This is a genomic window from Hymenobacter segetis (assembly GCF_038448715.1).
GTDB classification, from domain to species: domain Bacteria; phylum Bacteroidota; class Bacteroidia; order Cytophagales; family Hymenobacteraceae; genus Hymenobacter; species Hymenobacter segetis.
Window position 1 is genome coordinate 1 of the sequence record NZ_JBCEVZ010000083.1, and the last position, 18,802, is coordinate 18,802.

Consider the following 18,802-nt stretch of genomic DNA (forward strand, 5'->3'; position numbering starts at 1 on the left):
GGGCTTGGCGCAGGTGTTCTTCTACCCAGTCGTGTTCCGGCTCCTCTTCGTCGTCTGAATTTTCATTTTGGGCGGTGCTGTCCATCGCCGTAGTTTCGTCGGCATCAGCGTTTCCCTCCGAAGCAGCCGGCGTGTTGGTCGAAGCCGTGGTCGTAGCGTCGGAATCAGTTTCAGAATCCGAATCTGGTGTTGAGGAAGTGGTTTCTGAGGAAGTTGAATCGGAACTGGTGGCCGTCGAGTCAGCAGCCGGCTCTTGGGTGGCTTCGGTGGTGATAGTGCGAGCCTGCGACTCGGCCAGCATATCGGTTTCTTCCAGCGAGAGGCCGGTGAGTTGGTTGTAAATGGGCAGGCGCGTGGTCTGGACGGAATCGGTGCCGAGCAGGCGCGGCAGCTGGTCGTACAGCACGTAGGTGCCGTAGGGAATCTTGTCCTTATTGATGAGCGTAGGGCGCCAGTCCACCGGCTTGGGCCGGTAGTATTCCAGCGCCACGTAGGCCCCAAACAGGGCCAGCAAACCCAGCAGATACCAGCGGAAGGTCGAGGTCATGAGACAGGAAAATTAACTCAGGCGGCGCGGCGGGCGGGGCTGCTCACCAGCGTTTGGAAAGCCCGCTGCCCGGCCCGCACCCGCTCATACAGCGGCCCCGACAAGGCCAGCTCGCCGTACCACACAAACTCAAACTGCCGGGTGATTTCGCGGAAATCGCCCTTAATTGAACCAGTGGGCGGCAATTCGGTCAAATAGGCGTGGTTGGTTTTGTCGGGTTGCCAGTTGATGAGGCCGCGGTCCGACATCGTTTTCAGCAGCTGCAAATAGCCCAGGCGCACGGCCAGCCGCCAATTACCGGCTTCCTCGGCCTCGGCCAGGCGGGTGGCAAAATCCACTTCGTGAATGTTCTCGGCGGCGGTGTCGTACGCCAGCGGCGCACGCCGGGGCGAGCGGCCCAGCAGGGCCGTAAAGTCGATTTGCAGCAGCTTGAGCACCACAAACACGCCCGCACCCAGAAACAGCGCGTAGAATACCCAGCGCCAGAAGTGGCTGTAGCTGCGGCTGTTCAGCCAATCCAAAACCGTCTGCCACACCCGCGCCCAGAACAGGCTCCAGGCGCTTTGCTCGGCACGGGTGGCGGGCTCCACGTACTGAAACTCGCGCTGCCCGCGCAGCTCCCGCAGGCGGGCGGCATCGGGCCGGCGCTGTTGCGGGGCCGGGCCGGCATCGGGCGGCAGGGGGCGGGTGGCGACGGTGTGTTTGGGTGCGTCGGGCTGGGCGGCCCGGACGGGGGCGGCCAACACCAGCAGCAGCAACAAGGCCCGAAACCAGGAAGAAAAAGCAGCCACGAAGAAAGGAGGTTGTAGGAAAGAAGCCGATTTATCAGCCGGAGTGAAAGCTAGTATTCCCCTTCGTCATCGGGCCGGTAGTTGGTGCTGTGAACGGGAACGGGAGTCCGCCCAAGCTGGTCGACCATGTGGCGCAGGCCCACGCCATCTCGGCGCTCTACCAGGTTAAAATATTGGAAGGCAAGGGCCAGCAGCAGCGGCGGGTAAATCAATAGATTTAATAACCCGCTCAGCGCCGACGTAATAACCGCAAACAATCCCATCGAAGAGCCCGCTTCGGTGGCATGGAACAAGCCGAAATTATCGGCCAGATAATACACCAGCCAGGATACCATGCTGCCGATGATGCCCAGGGCAATGCCCGGCACCATGGTCATCACCACAATCAGCCCGCAGGTGGACCACCACTTGCCCCGCACCAGTTGCAGGCAGCGGCGGCAGGTATCGCTAAAGCCCGTGCCTTCCACCACCTTCGTAATATAAAACAAGCTGAAGGCCACCATCAGGTAAAGGCCGGGGATGGCCAGAAACACAAACCCGATGAGCACCAGCACCATCAGCCCGAAATACGACAGGTAGGAGCCGAGAAATTCCTGCTTCACTTCTTCCCAGACCTGGCCCACGGTGATGGGCTCGGATGAAGTCACCGGGCGCAGGCAGCATTTCACGTAGCCGTACACGGTGAGTACCAACAGCATAATAAAAATGCCACTCACGGCAATGTTTACCCAATAAAACGGCGACTGGTACATCTCATTGAACATGGCCAGCTGCCGCAACTTGCTAATGCCGGTATCGGATACGTGGAGGGATTTAGAAATAAACTCCTTTTGCATCAGCGCCATCACGATGCCCTGCAAAATGGCGGCCGGCAGCACAATGTAGAGCAGCGCCCGGCCCAGTCCCCGCCAATGAGCGCCGATGAATTCAAACGCGGCCGAAAACTTCTGGCCGAAATCGCGCTGCCGGCGGAAATCAGATTCCTGGGAGAAGCGCGCAGTAGTACGTGGGAGCATAAAAACGGAAAAAGGAAGGGGGGGAATCAGGTTTGGGGAGCTGTGAGTGCAGCTTTTTGCTGCTGCCGCAGCCGCCACGGATACCAGCCGAAATACCACAGAATAAACGCCGCCGAGCCGCCAATGATGGCCACGCTGGCCGCCACCGGCATCTCGGTGTGGCGCGTCACGAAGCTCTCCAGAAAGCCGGCCAGCATGAAAATGGGCACCAAGCCCAGCGCCAACTTGCTGCCCTCGCGGGCCGCGTGGCGGAACGACTCGGTCCGGCTATGCGTGCCCGGAAACAGGATGCCTTTGGCCATGACAAAGCCCGCGCCGCCGGCCAGCACAATGGCTGAAATCTCCAGCGTGCCGTGAATCCAGATGGTGAGCACCGAGGCGGCCAACACGTGCTGCTTGTAGAAAAAATACTGGAACGAGCCCAGCATCAGGCCATTGTAGAACAGTGCTACGCCCGTGCCCAAGCCCGCCGTGATGCCCATGGCAAAGGCCGTGAGCGCCACCTTGATGTTGTTGAAGGTGATGAATAGGAACATCGACGTTTCCTCGTCGCTCTTGTAAATGGCCATTGGGTCGCCCCGGTGGATATTTTCCAGCGTCTGGTTGACGTAGCTGTCGCCCAGAATGCTGCGCACGAAGGTGTCGTCATACGCCGCCGAAAGGGCTCCCAGAGCCGTGCATAGCACGAAAAACAGCAGCGTCCAGGCCAGCACATTCTGGTGGCGGCTCACCACCAGCGGCAGCTCGCGCACCCAGAAGTTGCCGAAGCGGCCCCGGGCCTCGGATTTGTTCTTATAAATAGCCTGGTGCAGCTTGCCGGTGAGGCCGTTGAGGTAGGCCGTGGTGGGCGACTCCGGGTAGAAGGTTTGGGCGTAGGCCAGGTCATCGGTCAGGGCCACGAAACGGGCGGCCAGCTCGTCGGGATTGGCAGCGGGCCGGGTTTCGTACTGTTGCCAGCGGGCCTGGTTTTGCCGCAGGAAAAGAGCTTCGCGCATGGGGCGTGGAATAGGACCTTAAAGGTAGCAAAAGCGGCGATAGTAGCAGAATATCAGAAAAAAAGGCGGCGAACTCAGCTTGCCGCCCGGCTGGTTATATGCCCGGCTCCGCCGTACTTTTCCCGGCCGAATCCTTACCACCACATTATCCCGTTGCTGCTGCCCGCTCATGAGTACCATCCGCATTCAGACCACCCAAAACGTTTCGCTGGAATATGAAATCGCCAGTGCCGGCGACCGCATCCTGGCCTCGCTTATCGACTATGGTCTGTATTTCGTGTGGTTTATCGCCTGGACTTTGCTCAATGGCGAATACCACCTCAGCCCCGGCGGGCGGGCCGGCCAGGTGATACCCATGCTGCCCACCACGTTCTACATGCTGGCCTGCGAGGTGTTTTTCAACGGCCAAACCTTGGGCAAAAAAGCCCTCAGCCTGCGCGTGGTGCGGCTGGACGGCACCCGCGCCGGCCTCGGCGACTACCTGCTGCGCTGGCTGCTGCGGCCCATCGAAATCGTGGCTACGTCGGGCGTGGTGGCCCTGGTTACTATCCTGCTCAACGGCCGGGGCCAGCGCCTGGGCGACCTCGCGGCCGGCACCACCGTAATCAGCCTCAAAAAGCGGCCCGGCTATGCCACGCCGCTGGCCGGGGAGGTGGCCGCCATTGCGGGCTACCAGCCGGTATTTGCCCAGGCCGCCGCGCTGTCCGACCACGACGTGGCGCTTATCCGCAAGCTGCTTTACCACGGCAGCAAGCAGGAGAATTATATGCTGCTGAATGAGGTGGCGAATAAGGTGAAGGCCATCACCGGCATCCAAACCAGCTTGCAGGATGAGCCGTTTCTGAAAACTATTCTGCGCGACCACGCCCATCTGGCAGTGCACGGTTCCGTTTAAGCTCCGGAAATAAACCCCACAAAAAAGGCCCGCTGAATTTCAGCGGGCCTTTTTTGTAACTGATTAACCGGCGGTTATTCCCGCTCAACGCGCAGCATGGTGCTGCTGCCGTCGGGCAGTTGCAGGCGCACCAGGTAGAGGCCGGCGCGCAGGGCGGCGGCTTCGTTCCAGGTGAGGGTGCTGGTGCCGTCGGCCACGCGCTCTACGGTGCGGTGCAGCAGCAGGCGGCCGGCCACGTCGTAGAGGTTGAGCTCCATCTGCGGCTGGGCTGAAGGCAGGCTCAGGCGAAGCTGCAGGCCCTGCGCGCCGAAGGGGTTGGGTTGGGCCGTGAACTCGCTGGCCTGGGCCAAGCCGGCTTTCGAGGCTGTTACGGCATTGCTGGTCAGGTAGGTGGTCACCGTCTGGGTGCCTTGCAGCACGTTGGCACCGTTGCGCAGCTCCACAATCTGGTTGCCGCCGCAGCCATTGATAACCTGAATGTCATCAACAAACCAGCCCTCAAACGTGCCGGGGCTGCCATTGTCGGTGCGGGTGCGGAAGCGCACGAGCATGGGCGTGCCGGCAAAAGAACGCAGGTCGAGCGCCGAGCGGATGAAGCCGGCGGTACCCGTCACGCTCCGGCCCGAGAAGCATTTCTGGCCGGGGGCCGTGGTGCTGGCATCGAAGGTGCTGTTGTAGCCGTTTTGCAGCCAGAGGGTGGCCGGGTTCTGCCAGGTGGTGCCGTTGTTGGTGGAGATTTCCACGGTGCCGCCGTCGTAGCTGCCCTCAAAGTCGAAGTAGTGGTAGAACGAGAGCACTGACAGGCCCGTGGGCGTGAACGGAGCCGAGGTTAGTACGAAATCGGTGGGGATGGCCGGCGCCGTGGCCCACCACGAGGTGCTGCCGCTGTTGGCGTGCGCCGTGCTGGTGGCCCAGGTAGAAGTGCTGGTGATGGGCGCGGCCACGAAGCCGCCGACCGTATTAGCCTCCCGGTTGTCGTTGACGGGCGTAACCGGCGCGCAGGCGCTGGCGGCGGCGGCCTGGCCCAGGAAGCGCAGCGTGCGCGTCTGGCCCGGAGCCGTGAACGTGAGGTTGCTGAATGTCACCTTGTTGCCCACCAGCGTGCCGCCGGTGGTGCTGCTCACGAATTGCATGCCCATGGGCAGCTCGGTGGTGAGAGTGTAGGGCGCGGTGGGCACGCTGCAATTACATGTCAGCTTGTACTCGTTGGTGAAGGTGTTGCCGGAAACCAGCGGCGTTACCTTCTGCAGCGTCACGGGCGGCGGCATGTCGAAGGCGGCCGTTTGGTCGGTGGCGCTGCCCGAAGAGCCTTCCACTGCGCTGTAGCCCATGCCGCGGCGGGCAAACGCGCTCCAGATGGTGCAGTGGTACTGGCCCTGGTAGAGTAGCGAATCGGCGGCCAGAATAGCGTCCCGGGCATCGAGGAAGCCGGGCTGGCAGGGCTGGAGCTTCATGCCTTGCAACACGAGCTGCAGGGCAATGTTGTTGCCGCCGTTGGCGGCCCCGTTATACAGGTTGGGCTCGATGCGGCCGCGCTGCTGAATGATGTTCCAGGTCATGTCCCAAAGGGCCGCGCACCATATTTCGCCAATGGCGTGGACTTCGGGGTTGGTGGCCACATTGGCGTAGGTCAGCGGGTTCACCGTGAGGTTGGTGGAGTAGGGGTAGCGGCGGATGCCGCTGGCGCCTGCCGCCTGGCCGTTGGCGTAGGTGCCCACGGGGCGGGCGTTAGGGCCGTCGGCGAGGGCAGCCGTGGTCCAGTCGGTGGTCAGCATCAGGGCCAGGTAGTCGCTCCAGCCTTCGCCGCCCTGCTCGGCGTTGTTGAGGCAGCTGCTGTTGGCGGGGCCGCCCGTGAGGCGGGTGCTCACGCCGTGGCCGTATTCGTGCACCACCACGCCGTTATCGAGGTCGCCGTCAATCATCGGGCCGGATGCGGCCGCACGGGGCAGCGTTACCTGGACGTTGTTAGCAATCTGGGCCACCAGGGTGGCGCCATCGGCCTGCGAAATCATCACCGAGGGAATGGTCACCGTGTTATCGCTGCCGCCCATTACCGAAGGAGCACCGGCCACGTTGTTCACCACAATGGCGGCAATAGCCCCAGCCAGCTGGGCATATTTTACCTTTACCGAGAAGTTGCAGTTGCCCCGGTAAATCAGCGCGATTTTGCCGGTGAGCGCTGTGGTGGTTGCCGTGCAGCCCTGGTTACCTGCGTCGTTGTACAGCGCCAGCTGCCCCGAAATGGGGCCCAGCGTGGCGAGGCTGTTGTTGGTGCTGAAGCCGCCTTCTACGGCCGGATAGCTACCGGCTACGGTGCTAGGGGCCGTCACTGTCAGCGAGTAAGCTGGGGTAGCGGCGCTCCAGAGGTACATCTGCATGCGGCCGCTGCTGCCATCGGCCGGCGTGCTGAAGTTGGCGTTGTTGGTGCCGGCCCCGTCCTGGGCTTCGGCCTTCACGTAGTCGTTGCCGCTGCCGCCCCGGCCTAGGTTATCGGCCTGGAAGTTGCCGGCAGCCTCCGTGAAACCGTACTGATAGGTAACGTCGTGGATGATGTTGTTCCAGTAGAACAGGTTCACCACGGCCGCGTTGCGGTTATTGGCAGCGCTGGGGGCGAGGGTGAAGTTAGGCGTGTAGTTGAAGCTGAGGGCCGGCGCCGCCGTCTGCGAGTTGGCGTAGCTGCCGGGCGCGTTGGTGTTGGCGGCATCGTCGTAGGCCGACACGTTGTTGCCCCGCGTGAAGGCGTAGTTGGTGGTGCCGTCGAAGTTCCAGCCGTAGGTAGTGGCGTTGTTGGTAGCCCCGGCTTTCAGCCACGGGTCGGTATCAGTCTGAAAACCACTGGCCGAAGGCCGCTCCAGCGGGAAAGGAATTACTAGGTACGAGGACGAGGTAGTGGTGGGCGGCGGGGGCGGGGGCAGAAACTGCGCCGCCTTGGCCGTCTTGGCTATTGCGCTTTGAGTGGCCGTGGCAGCGGGCCGGGCGTGGTGCACGGCAGCTTCGCTCACGGTCCAGTTGTCCTGGCTCACAATGGCACCTGTGGCGGCATCCACGCGCACGTTCCACCAGTCGGGCGAGCCGAGCAGGTCAATGTTCACGTTCCAGGTCAGGTGGGGCTTGCCGGCCTCGTCAAAAGCCCAGGTCAGGCTAACCACAATGTCGCGTCGGGCCACGCCGTCGGCAGCGAAGGTCTGGCGGGCTTCGGGGCCATTCTCCTCCTTAACGCGGAGCGGAGTAGCGCCAAAGGGCCGCTCCAGGTGTTGCAAGGTGCGGCTCACGGCCACGGCAGCCGTGATGGCCGGCGTGGCAGACACGGCTGCCAGCTGCTTGGCCGGCACAAAAGCCCCGGTGTGCGAGGCCAGTCGCGTGCCCACAAAGGCCAGCGACTGAATCTTATTGAACACCGGAATGCCCTGGTACAGCTGCTGCACATACATGTGCTCCAGACCGTTGGCATCGGCGTAGGCGCTGCTTATGCGCAGGTCGGCGGGCGCGAAGCCGGGACCGACCCACTGGCTGCGCACGGCCAGGGCTTTTTCCATGGCCTGCTGGGGCGGGATGGACTGCGCGTGTAATGCAGACAGCGGTAGCAGACCAAGCAGGGCCAGGCTTAGCTTTTGAATCGTAAAAGGTTTGCTCACGGGCAAAGAATATGTGGTGATGAAACGATTTGAAACTAGAAGACTAAAAGTACAACATCCCAAGGGCTTCCCCGATGAAGGCAGGCAAACCATTGCGTTAAAATGCCTGAAACTCGTGCTTTTCCTATTTGGGAATAAAGAAAAGCCCCGCCGGGTGGTTCCGACGGGGCTTGCTTATGCACGACCATAGCAGTACTTAAGCTATTGAGCAAATCTACTCTACCACCAGTTGGCGGGTGGCGGCGGGCTGGCCATCCACCACGAGGCGCACCAGGTACAGGCCGGGCTTGGCCGTGCCGGCTTCCCAGCGCAACTCCTGCGGCCCGGCCGGTAATATGGCCGACGTTACGGTAGCTACGCGGCGGCCCACAGCATCAAATACATTCAGCTCGGCGCGGGCACCGCGGCTCAGATTAAAGGCCAGAGCGGTGCGGCCGTTGGTGGGGTTGGGGTAGAGGCTCACACCGGCAGCCAGGTCGGCGCGGTCGCGCACGGCGGTGTTCACGCCGGCCGGGCCGGCCACGGCAATGTCGCGGGCCGCCAGGCCATTACCAATGGCCCCCACCAGCGTGGTGGCACCCGTGGTCAGGTTCACAGTGTAGAGGTTGGTGTTGGCCGTGGTGCCGGGGTTGGCTACCAGGTAGGCCGTGTTGGTGCCAGCTACGGGCGAATAAATATCCAAATCCAGGCTGGAAGCTGTGGCGTTAGCCGTGATGCCTGAGGCTCCCACCGTATTCAGCGTACCATTGTTCGGCGGGTTCTGGGTGGTGAGAATGTTCAGACTCAGGTCGTAGTTGTAGAGAGTGGTGGCGGTGGCGAGGGGGCCGGCCACGCTGTTGGTGTAGGCCACGGCCCCGATGTTGGGCGTGGCGGCGGCGTTGGCATCGGTGGTGGCGTAGGCCAGCTGGGTATCGGTGGCGGCAATGGTACCATCGATGGGGTTCAGGCGGTAGTTGGCGCGGTTAGAGGAGGTTACGCGAATGCGGTCCACTGTCGGGTTGAAGTCGAAGCCGACTTTGCCCGTGCCCAACTCCAGGCGAATGGCCGAGCCCACGGCCGTGGCCACGCCCGTCACGGCGCTTATCGAATACACCTGCGCATTCAGCCCAGGCGTGGCCAGCGCCGCGTCGTAGCCCAGCGCGTAGAGCGTATTGGTGAAGGGCCGCACGTCCAGGCCCACCAGGGTTTGGGTAGTGGCTACGCCCGTGATGCCCAGCGAGGTGCGAATGGTGCCCGGCAAGACGGTATCAAACGTAAGCAAATTGGTGCCCGACAGGGCGTAGGCTAGGTTGCCGGTTACGGTAGCCGGTACCGTGCGCGTGATTTGCAGGGCAATGTCCGTGACCGGCGGCGTGAGGTTGCCGCCCACGGCACCCACCAGCGTGGTCGCGCCCGTGGTCAGGTTCACGGTGTAGAGGTTGCTGGTGGTGGTGCCCGGCGTCACGTTGGGCAGGGCCGTGAGGTAGCCCACATTGGCACCTGTGCTGGCATTAAAGTAGATGTCGAGGTCGGAGCTGCCAAAATTTGCGAAGCCCAGTGCGCCCACCGTGTTCAGGGTGCCGTTGTTGGGCGGAATTTGGGTGGTCAGGCGGGCGTTGGCCTCGTCCACGTTATAGAGCGTAGTGGCCGAGGCCCCAATGTAGCTGTTGGTGTAGGCTACTGCGCCTACGCCAGGTGTCTGGGCGGCGTTGGGGTCGGTGGTGGCGTAGGCCAGGTTGGTGTCGGTGGCGGCCAGCGCGCCGTTGTTGGGGTTGAGACGGAAGTTGGTGTTGTTGCTGCCCGTCACCCGGATGCGGTCCACGGTCGGGTTAAAATCGAAGCCGATGCGGGCGGTGTTAGTGCCCAGGTTCAGGGTGAGGAGCGCGCCCACGGCCGTGAGTGCGCCGGTGGTCACGTTCACGGTGTAGAGCTGCACTTGCGTGGTGGCTGCGGCGTAGCCCAGCGCAAACAGCTGGCCGGTATTGGGGCGGCTGTCCAGGCCCACCAGCGTCTGGCCGGCACCCAGGCCGGTGATGGCCGCGGTGGCCGTGTACGTGCCCGGGGCCGTCACCTGAAACGTGACGAGGCTGGTAGCGGTAGCCGAAGTTTGCAGGCCGTAGGCCGTCTGGGCCTGGGCACCTGCGGACGTTGCCAGCAGCAGCGCTGCAGCGGCCGCCAGCCGGGAGGAAGTGGAAAAGTGTTGCATGAGTAAAAAGTAAAACGTTTGTGAAGAATCAGTGAAGTGTTTGGAAATGAGGTACGCGCCCATCGCCAAAGCGGATTCATTTTAATAGCGTTTTAATTCAGTGAGTTGCCTCATCACACGGCGGTTCCTGGTTTCCCACTTTACCCAAAACAAAAAGCCCTCCACCGCTCGGCAACCGGGCAGTGGAGGGCAGAAAGCAAGCAGCCGGGTAGCATGGAAACCGAACCAGCTACGGCACGACGGCTAATAAGCTCGGCTTAGTTGCGGACCATGAGCTTGTTAGTGGACAATTCCGAGGCAGGAATGGGCCACACGTAGAGCAAATCAGTGGGGTTCACGGCCGACACTGAGCCTTTGCCCGGGATGGGGACCAGGAGGCGCATGATGTCGATGTTACGCAGGCCTTCGCCCAAAAACTCGATGCGGCGCTCCAGCAGCATGGCCGTCAGCATATCGGCGGCTGAGGCGAAGGTGGTGTAGGCCCCGGTGGGGTTCGAGCGGGTGCGCACGGCGTTGAGCAGCAGCAGCGCCTGTGGGTCGACGCTGTTGGTGGAGCGCACCCGGGCTTCGGCTAGGTTGAGCATCACCTCGGCGTAGCGAATAATCGGGGCCTTGTCGACGTATGGCGTGCTGGTGTTGGAGCCGTTGGGGTATTTCTTCAGGAAAGACTCTCCGCCCACCACCTGCACAAAATTGGTGCGGCGCGCATCGGTGGCGGCAAAGGCGGGGCTGGCCAGGATGCCGCCGGCGGCGGTGTTCAGGCCGTATTCGCCGTTGCCACCGTTCGGAACCCCGTTGGTGGAGCCCGGGGGGAGGTAGTAGTAAGCCAGCTGGTTCTGGGTACCGGGCCCATCCGCCGTGGTGAAAGGCGAGGAAAGAATACTTTCCGTGTTTTCCTGGGTGAATACGGTGACTACCGACGAGTTGAGCCCGTTGGCCACCCCGCTGGAAGCTACAAAAGGAGCAGTGGCGGGCACCAGCTTGTTGGCTTCCCGAATCACATCGGCGTAGCGGCCCATGCTCAGGTACACCCGCGTTTTCAGCGCAATAGCCGTGTTGCGGTGTGCCCGCGTGGTGTTGGTGAAAAGCGAGGCCCCGTTGGTCAGCGGCAGGTTGCCTTCGGCAGCGTCCAGGTCGGTCAGAATCTGGGTATAAACCTCGGCCACCGAGCTGCGGGCCAGGTCGTTGCCGGTATCGTCGACCTCACCCCGCAGGCGCAGGGGCAGCCCCAGCTTGCCGCCGTTGCCGTCGGCGTAGGGCCGGGCATACAGCTGTAGCAGCGAGTAGTAGCACAGCGCACGCAGAAACTGGGCCTCGCCGCGGTAGTTTTTAACCTTGTTGGCGTAATCAGCCGGAAAGATGGGGGGCACGAACTTCGCGGCATTGGCGTCGAGGCCAGTCAGAAACACGTTGATTTGGTTGATGGCGGCATAGCCCGCGCCCCAAGTATTGATGACATCGTTCTGCGAGCCTTCGTAGAGCGTGTGGTTCCACACGGCCGTGCCGGTCACTAGGTTGGAGGCGCGGTTGAGGAATTCTTCGGCCCGGATGTCGTTGAAAATCTGGAAGCGCCCCCCCAGGAAAGTCCCCACTTTCACGTAGCTGTACATGCCGTTGGCCTGCAGCTCGACTCGCGCGGGAGTGTCAAATACCACCTTGTCGGAGAACAGGGTGACGGGAACCGGGGAGAGCTTATCGGTTTGGCAGGACGAGAAGGCACCCGCCGCGAGCAAGGCCGCGCACAGGGCGGCGGTTGCTTTCGTTTGAAGAAATAGTTTCATCGGAATAAATACGAATTAGAAGCCAATGTTGAAGCCCACGGTGTAGGTCCGGGCCTGGCCCACCGAGTTGCGGTCGACGCCGGCCCCGATGTTGGCCCCGGCGTTGACGCCGCTCGTGCCGTTGGTCGAAATCTCCGGGTCGATGCCCGAGTATTTGGTGAACAGCAAGGCGTTTTGCACCTGCACGTAGAGGCGGGCGCTGGCCACGTTGACGCGGCTCAGCAGCGTCTGGCCAAACGAATAGCCCAGCGACACCTGCCGTAGACGGGCGAAATCGCCCTTTTCCACGTTCGACGACATTACCAGGGCCGAGCCGTTGGAAACGTTGTCGCCGTACACCACCCGGGGCCATTTGGCCGTGCGGCTGTTGTCGGTCCAGTGGTCGAGGATGTCCACTTCATTGTTCCAGAACCGCTGGTCGTGCAGGCCCGATTTGGTGCCGTTGTAGATGTAGTTGCCGCCCGAAAACTGCACGAACAAGCCCAAATCGATGTTTTTGTAGCGGAAAGTGTTGTCGAAGCCGCCGTACCAGGTGGGCAGCACGGGGCCGTAGTACACACCGTCGGCGAGCGGCGTGGGGGCGAAGGCGGGCTTGCCGTCCAGCGTGGTCCAGCCCGGCGTACCCAACGAGCCGGGATTGGTGCCCAGGTGGTTGTACTGCACCACGGTGCCGTCCGCTTTCCGAATCATGCGCTGGCCGTTGTCGGGGTTCACGCCCAGGGATTGCACGGCCAGAATTTCACCCACGGAGTTGCCCACCTGGGTATAGTTCGGGAATTCGAGACCACCCGTGCCCGTGGAGATGCGCTGGCCTTCGGTGGCCAGGGTTAGCACCCGGTTTTTGAGCGTGGTCAGGTTGCCGCTCACCGTCCAGCTAAAGGCTTTGTCCTGGAATACGTTGTACGACACATCCATTTCGACGCCGGTGTTGCGCATCGAGCCCACGTTGGCGGAGATGGAGTTGTTGGGAATGCCCTTGGAGGGGGCCTGGGGCACGTCCAGAATCAGGCCGTCGACCAGGTTTTCATAGTAGGCAAAGTTGCCGCGCAGGCGGTCCTGCAAGAAGCCGAATGCGAAGCCGACATCGGTTTTCTTGCTCGTTTCCCAGGTCAGGTTCGTGTTGCCGGCGTTGCTGTAATACAGCGTCGGATTGGCGGCGTAAAGCCCCGAGGTATAGGTGGAAAGAGCTACAAAGTCGTTAATACCCTGGTTGTTGCCCACCACACCGTAGCTGCCCGTGAGCTTGAGAGTGGAGAAGACCGAGCCAAACGACGATTTCTTCCAGAATTCTTCTTCCGACACTACGTAGCCCAGCGAAGCCCCGTAGAAGTTGCCGTACTTCTTGGCAAAGGCCGAATAGCCGTCGCGGCGCACGTTCACGGTGGCCAGGTACTTGTGGGCGTAGTTGTAGTTCACGCGCCCGAAAAACGACACCAGGTAATTGGTGCCCTGGAACTGGCCCGACGACGCAATGTTGGTGTAGTTGCCCTGGAAAGTGGTGAAAAAGTCGTCGGCCACCCCGGTGCGCGAGGCACCCCAGCGCTGCACGTCGGTGTTCTGCTGCTCGTTGCCCACCAGCAGCGACACGTTGTGGTTTTCACCAAACGTATGGTCGTACTGCAGAGTGTTCTGCCAGTTCCAGCGCTTATTGGTGCGGTAGTAGTTGTCGGCTTCGCCGGTGGGGGTGAGCGAGCCGGCCAGCGAGGTATAAAAGGCTTTGTCCTCGAAGCTCAGGTTGTTGACACCGTAGGTGGTGCGCAGGTTCAGGCCTTTGAGGAGCTCCCAGTCGGCGTACACGCTGCCTTCAATCTGGGCACCATCGGAGGTGAACTTGTTGTTTTTGATGTCGACCACCGGGTTGATGAAGCCAATCACGAAGGGCAGGCCGTTGGCCGGGTTCAGGTTGGGGCCGGGCCCGATGCTGGTGCCGCTCACGTTGGGGCTGCCGTCGGGGTTGTAGGCGGCCAGGTTGGGCGGTAGCAGAATGGGCACCCGGCCCAGGCCCGCCGAGCCAAAGGAGTTGTCGCCCACCGAGCCCGTGTTCGGCGAGGAGTTCATGGTGCTGGAGTAGGCCACGCGCATGCCCACCGTAAAGTTTTTAAACACCTTGTGGTCCACGTTCAGGCGGGCCGAAACGCGCTTGAACTCGTTGTTCACAATCATGCCCTTCTGGGTGGTGTAGCCCACCGACGAATAGAAGCTGGTTTTGTCCGTGCCGCCCGAGAAGTTCAGGTTGTGCGACTGCGAAAAGCCCGTGCGGTAGATGTAGTCATACCAGCGGGTGTCGGCCGCGTTGCCGTTGGCATCGGCCAGCTTGAAGCCTTCCACGTTGGTGGCCGCCGCGCCGATGGCACGCCGGTTGGCGTTCAGGTTGCGCACGGCTTCATTTTTCAGGTCCACGTATTGCTGGGCGTTCATCACGTCGTACAGCTTCACGGGTTTCGACCAGCCGGCCCAGGTGTCGTAAGACACGTGGCTCTGGCCTTTCTTGCCCTTCTTGGTGGTAACGAGGATAACCCCGCCGGCGGCCCGCGACCCGTAAATGGCCGTGGCCGAGGCATCCTTCAGCACTTCCATGCTCTCAATGTCGGCCGGGTTGAGGTTGCTGAGCGGGTTGTTCGGCACGCTGCCCAAGGCCGAGGTATTGCCCGTGAAAGTCGGAATGCCATCAATCACAATCAGCGGCGTCGAGCTCAGGTTGATGGAGTTTACCCCCCGGATGCGGATAACGGGCGGGTTGTTCAGCACGCCGTTGGGCGTGGTGATGTTCACGCCCGGCGCGCGGCCCTGCAAGGCCTGGTCGAAGCTCTGTACCGGCGCGGTCGCAATTTCTTTGCCGGTAATGGTGGCCACGTTGCCCGTAAGGTCGCGTCGGCTCTGGGTGCCGTAGCCCACCACCACCACCTCTTCGAGGCTCTTGGTGTCGGTTACCAGACTGACGTTGAAAGATGTCCGGTTGCCGATGGCGACTTCCTGGGTGGCGTAGCCCACGTAGGAAAACACCAGCGCGGTGGCCGTGGCGGGGGCGGTCAGGGAAAACTTGCCGTCCGCATCGGTGGAGGTACCCAGTTTGGTGCCTTTCACGAGCACCGTCACGCCCGGAATAGAAGCCCCATCCGAGCCGCCCACCGTGCCGGTGATGGTCCGGTCCTGGGCCCTTAGGTCGTGCGCCGCGAGGCCCAGGACCATGAACAGAAATAAGAGTAAGCGTTTTGTCATGTGAGTGATTGGTTGGTGATAAATGGAGTAACTGAATTGCCGAATGTAATTACGATTTTCTAATTAAGGTGCTTTATTGTCAGTGATGATGCCAATTGGGTATTTTTTGCATAAATATTGTGCTCATAATTTGGAAAAATTGACAGTGAAAATATTTGCTAAAATATTTATTCATAAAGTCAGGTTGTGCTGATGGCTCAGTCAGGAGGCGGCAGTAGGATAGTGACTATAAAAAAAAGCCCGTCCGTTGATTTCTCAACTGGGCGGGCTTCAGCAATTAAGCTGCCTGGTATTCTAATTCTTCGCAAATGACCTGGGCATATCCAGCCCTGCGTTCCCGGCGGCTACCACGGCACGGGCTTGCCCTGCCAGGTCACGAAGCTGCCGTTTTCCTCGGCGTGCAGCTGCTCGGCCAGGCGGATGATGCCGCGGGCCGAGTCGGCCGGCTCCTGGGTAGCGTGGTCGCCGCCCATGTCGGTACGCATCCAGCCGGGGTCCACTATCACCGAAATTAGGCCGTATTTACCGATTTCGGCCGCCAGACTGCGCATGTACATGTTCAGAGCGGCCTTACTGGCGCTGTAGTGATAGGGGTCGCCGGTGGCTTTCCACGTCAGCGAGCCCTGGCCCGATGAGATGCTAAGAATGCGCCCCTTGCGCCCGGCGCGCAGCAGCGGCAGCAGCGCCTGCGACACCAGCAGCGGCCCAATGGCATTCACCTGCATGGTTTCCATCGCATCGTCGTGGGTGAGCTGGCCCAGGCGTTGGTGGGCATCGCCGGAGCCCGCGTGCGGGTACACCCCGGCGTTGTTAATGAGCACGTCGAGGCCATCGGTATTGGCCTGCACGGCTTGCACGGCTGCCGAAACGGAGGCCGCATCGGTCACGTCGAGGGGCAGCAGCACGAGGCGGTCGGCATATTGCTGCTTCAGGGATTGCAGCTCGGCGGCCTGGGCGGGCTGCCGGCTGGCGGCGAATACCTGGTCGCCGCGCTCCAGGTATTGGCGGGTAAGTTCGAGGCCCAGGCCCCGGTTGGCTCCGGTGATGAAAGCGCGCATGTGGTGAGTTGAAGATTTAGCTTGAAGATTTGGGGCCGAAGTTTACGCACAAAAGCCCAACCTGTGGCAACGTTTGCGCAAAAGGCTTTTTAAAAACAGCCCTAATTTGGCATTTCTTTCAACCACCGGAAATCCCGAAATCACTGTCCTGTATGGCCGCTATAATCTCCAGTCTCTCGGCTTCTGAAGCTCGTGCCCTACTGCCCCAGCTCCACGAGTTGCTCCACGATGCCGTCGATTCGGGTGCTTCCGTCGGTTTCCTGCCGCCATTACCCGCCGCCGAGTCGGAGGACTATTGGCAAAGCGTCATCGAAGCCGTGGAAGCCGGGCACCGGGTGCTGCTGGTGGCCCGCCAGCCCGGCACTGGCGACCTACTCGCCACTGTACAGCTCGACCTGGCCACCCGCCCCAACTCCCTGCTCCGCGCCGAAGTATCGAAGCTGCTGGTGCACCGCCGGGCGCGCCGCCAGGGCCTGGCCCGGCAACTGCTCGTGGCTCTGGAAGACCACGCCCGCACCCTGGGCCGCACCACGCTGGTGCTTGATACCCGGCAGGGCGACATTGCTGAGCAGTTGTATCAATCAATGGGTTATCAGTTTGTGGGCGCTATCCCGGCTTATTTCATCAACTTCGATGGGCAGCCGCACGCTACGGCGGTGTATTATAAATTATTAGCCGCTAAATAAAGAAGGCGGCAGTCATCGGAATGACTGCCGCCTTTTGAGCTAACGAAATGCTGAAAACTACCCCGCCGCGATGGCCTTGCGGCGCGAGCTGGTTTTGGGCAGCCGCTCCTCGCCCTGGGCCAGCAGCTCGTCGTCGCGTTCTGTTTTCTTCACCCAGCTCACCGAGTAAAGGTCCTTGCGGCGGTCGCGCAGGTTGCGCACCGCGCCGCTGGTGTTCAGGTCTTTGAGCAGGTCAAGGTCGAGGTCGGCAATTAGCGTCATCTCCGTGTTCGGCGTGGCTTCGGCCACGATGGCATCGTGCGGGAAGGCGAAGTCGGAAGGACTAAATACGGCCGACTGCGAATATTGAATATCCATGTTCTCGACGCGGGGCAGGTTGCCCACCGAGCCGGTGATGGCCACGTAGCACTCGTTCTCGATGGCGCGGGCCTGGGCGCAGAGGCGCACGCGCTGGTAGGCGTTTTTGGTGTCGGTCCAGAAGGGCACGAACAGGATTTTCATGCCCTCGTCGCTCAGCATCCGCGACAGCTCGGGGAATTCCACGTCGTAGCACACCAGAATACCGATTTTGCCAAAATCCGTGTCGAAGCACTTCAGCTTGTCGCCGCCGCGCATGCCCCAGTAGCTGGCTTCGTCGGGCGTCACGTGCAGCTTATACTGCTCATCTACAGTGCCATCACGGCGGCAGAGGAAAGCCACGTTGTGTAGCTTCTCGTCCAGATAAACGGGCATCGAACCGGCCACGATGTTGATGTTGTAGCTCACGGCCAGCTCCATCATCTTGGCCTTGATGGGCTCGGTGAAAGCTGCCATGGCCCGGATGGCCACGGCCGGCGAGTCCTCGTTGGTGAGGGCCATGAGCGGGGCGTTGAAGAATTCCGGAAACATCACGCAGTCAGCTTTGTAGCCGCTCACGGTGTCCACGAAAAACTCAATTTGCTGAAGCAAATCCTCCAGCGAGCGGGTGGCGCGCATCTGCCACTGCACAATGCCGATGCGAACGTTGGATTTAGTGTTGCCGATGAGCTTTTCCGTCTCCTCGTAGTACACGTTAATCCACTCCAGCAGCGTGGCGTAAGCCTTTGATTCGGAGTCGTAAGGCAGGTAGCCGCGAATGATTTTACGCACGTAAAAATCGTTCGAGAGCTGGAAGGTGAGAATGGGGTCGGTGAGCTCCTTATTGCGCACCTTTTCCACGTACTTGGCCGGCGTCATCTCGTTGGCGTAGGTGGCGTAGCCGGGAATGCGGCCGCCTGCTACCATGGCGCGCAGGTTCAGATTCTCGCACAGCTCTTTGCGGGCGTCGTAGAGGCGGCGACCCAGGCGCAGGCTGCGGTATTCGGGGTCCACGAATACGTCGACGCCGTAGAGCGTATCGCCGTCGGAGTCGTGGGTATCGAACTTGCCGTTGCCCGTGATTTTGGCGTAGGTGTGCTTGTCGCCGTACTTGTCGTAGTCCACGATGATGGCCAGCGCGGCAGCCACCAGCCGGCCGTTGTCCTCGATGCCAATCTGGCCCTCCGGAAACTTGCGGATGAGGGCGCTGAACTCGTCGGCCGACCACGCGCCTTCCATGTTGGAATACACCTGGTCCATGATGTCCTTGATGGCCTTGAAATCGGAGCGGCGCAGTGTGCGCAGCACCAACTTATGGGCGGGCACGGCGGTGGGCGTGAGGCGCTCGATGGCCGCGGCCGGGGCGGGCTTGCCCACTTTTTTGGCGTGCGCGCCGCCGGGCGCGGCCTTGCCGTTGGAAGCCACAGACGCGGCAGGTTTGCCGTTGGAAGAAGTTGCCATAAAATCGAAAAAGCGCTGTGTAAGGGATTGGGCCGCGAGCCGGCCCGGTGGCCGGTCATGGACTCAGCCCAACAAAATTACCCGTAAAAAAACCCGTTGGCGGCGTTCGCCAACGGGTACTTCAACGGAAAAACGGTCAAAACGGTGCAATGTTCCGCCAAAGCTACTCGCGCACCAGCCGGCGGGTAGCGGTACCC

General features: G+C 61.5%; 11 protein-coding genes and 1 pseudogene. 2 read left to right on the plus strand and 10 right to left on the minus strand.

The genetic code is table 11. The annotated features are described in order from the left end of the window. The 4 genes and pseudogenes from AAFH49_RS20465 to AAFH49_RS20480 form a co-directional block, all read right to left on the minus strand. Positions 1-547 (minus strand): annotated as a pseudogene (locus tag AAFH49_RS20465) (hypothetical protein); the annotation flags it as partial. 17 nt (positions 548-564) lie between these two features. Then, positions 565-1,338: a DUF4129 domain-containing protein gene (locus AAFH49_RS20470; protein ID WP_342301098.1), complete on the minus strand. Its 774-nt coding sequence runs from the start codon at positions 1,336-1,338 to the stop codon at positions 565-567. A gap of 50 nt (positions 1,339-1,388) precedes the next feature. After that, entirely contained in the window at positions 1,389-2,354 is a 966-nt protein-coding gene (locus tag AAFH49_RS20475) for a DUF7847 domain-containing protein (protein WP_342301099.1), read from the minus strand. Positions 2,355-2,380: 26 nt separating this feature from the next. Next, a complete protein-coding gene (locus tag AAFH49_RS20480; protein WP_342301101.1) occupies positions 2,381-3,349 on the minus strand; it encodes a stage II sporulation protein M in 969 nt (322 codons plus the stop codon). A gap of 169 nt (positions 3,350-3,518) precedes the next feature. On the opposite strand from AAFH49_RS20480, the gene AAFH49_RS20485 reads away from it, so the two are divergent. Continuing rightward, positions 3,519-4,244 (plus strand): RDD family protein, encoded by a 726-nt coding sequence (locus tag AAFH49_RS20485; protein WP_342301103.1) that lies wholly within the window; start codon positions 3,519-3,521, stop codon positions 4,242-4,244. A 74-nt stretch (positions 4,245-4,318) separates the two neighbouring features. Here AAFH49_RS20485 and AAFH49_RS20490 read toward each other — a convergent pair whose 3' ends face one another. The 5 genes from AAFH49_RS20490 to AAFH49_RS20510 all read right to left on the minus strand — a co-directional run bounded on the left by AAFH49_RS20490 (position 4,319) and on the right by AAFH49_RS20510 (position 16,122). Beyond that, entirely contained in the window at positions 4,319-7,879 is a 3,561-nt protein-coding gene (locus AAFH49_RS20490; RefSeq protein ID WP_342301105.1) for a M36 family metallopeptidase, read from the minus strand. A 214-nt stretch (positions 7,880-8,093) separates the two neighbouring features. Continuing rightward, positions 8,094-10,064 (minus strand): DUF4394 domain-containing protein, encoded by a 1,971-nt coding sequence (locus AAFH49_RS20495; protein WP_342301107.1) that lies wholly within the window; start codon positions 10,062-10,064, stop codon positions 8,094-8,096. Between the two features lie 257 nt (positions 10,065-10,321). Then, positions 10,322-11,845: a RagB/SusD family nutrient uptake outer membrane protein gene (locus AAFH49_RS20500; RefSeq protein ID WP_342301108.1), complete on the minus strand. Its 1,524-nt coding sequence runs from the start codon at positions 11,843-11,845 to the stop codon at positions 10,322-10,324. 15 nt (positions 11,846-11,860) lie between these two features. Then, positions 11,861-15,064 carry a SusC/RagA family TonB-linked outer membrane protein gene (locus AAFH49_RS20505; RefSeq protein WP_342301110.1) on the minus strand — a complete coding sequence of 1,068 codons (3,204 nt, stop codon included), beginning with the start codon at positions 15,062-15,064 and terminating at the stop codon, positions 11,861-11,863. 344 nt (positions 15,065-15,408) lie between these two features. Beyond that, complete coding sequence (locus tag AAFH49_RS20510; protein ID WP_342301112.1) at positions 15,409-16,122, minus strand: SDR family oxidoreductase; 714 nt, start codon at positions 16,120-16,122, stop codon at positions 15,409-15,411. Positions 16,123-16,274: 152 nt separating this feature from the next. Between AAFH49_RS20510 and AAFH49_RS20515 the strand changes: the two genes are divergently transcribed. Continuing rightward, complete coding sequence (locus AAFH49_RS20515) at positions 16,275-16,808, plus strand: GNAT family N-acetyltransferase (RefSeq protein ID WP_342301114.1); 534 nt, start codon at positions 16,275-16,277, stop codon at positions 16,806-16,808. 57 nt (positions 16,809-16,865) lie between these two features. Here AAFH49_RS20515 and AAFH49_RS20520 read toward each other — a convergent pair whose 3' ends face one another. Next, positions 16,866-18,404 (minus strand): carbon-nitrogen hydrolase family protein, encoded by a 1,539-nt coding sequence (locus tag AAFH49_RS20520; RefSeq protein ID WP_425293349.1) that lies wholly within the window; start codon positions 18,402-18,404, stop codon positions 16,866-16,868. Between the last annotated feature and the right edge of the window lie 398 nt (positions 18,405-18,802).

What these genes read in the sequence shown, in the direction of transcription:
- AAFH49_RS20475 (WP_342301099.1), bottom strand. Translation starts at nt 2,354, where the DNA reads ATGCTCCCACGTACTACTGCGCGCTTCTCCCAGGAATCTGATTTCCGC.
- AAFH49_RS20480 (WP_342301101.1), bottom strand. Translation starts at nt 3,349, where the DNA reads ATGCGCGAAGCTCTTTTCCTGCGGCAAAACCAGGCCCGCTGGCAACAG.
- AAFH49_RS20485 (WP_342301103.1), top strand. Translation starts at nt 3,519, where the DNA reads ATGAGTACCATCCGCATTCAGACCACCCAAAACGTTTCGCTGGAATAT.
- AAFH49_RS20495 (WP_342301107.1), bottom strand. Translation starts at nt 10,064, where the DNA reads ATGCAACACTTTTCCACTTCCTCCCGGCTGGCGGCCGCTGCAGCGCTG.
- AAFH49_RS20500 (WP_342301108.1), bottom strand. Translation starts at nt 11,845, where the DNA reads ATGAAACTATTTCTTCAAACGAAAGCAACCGCCGCCCTGTGCGCGGCC.
- AAFH49_RS20505 (WP_342301110.1), bottom strand. Translation starts at nt 15,064, where the DNA reads ATGACAAAACGCTTACTCTTATTTCTGTTCATGGTCCTGGGCCTCGCG.
- AAFH49_RS20510 (WP_342301112.1), bottom strand. Translation starts at nt 16,122, where the DNA reads ATGCGCGCTTTCATCACCGGAGCCAACCGGGGCCTGGGCCTCGAACTT.
- AAFH49_RS20515 (WP_342301114.1), top strand. Translation starts at nt 16,275, where the DNA reads ATGGCCGCTATAATCTCCAGTCTCTCGGCTTCTGAAGCTCGTGCCCTA.
- AAFH49_RS20520 (WP_425293349.1), bottom strand. Translation starts at nt 18,404, where the DNA reads ATGGACCAGGTGTATTCCAACATGGAAGGCGCGTGGTCGGCCGACGAG.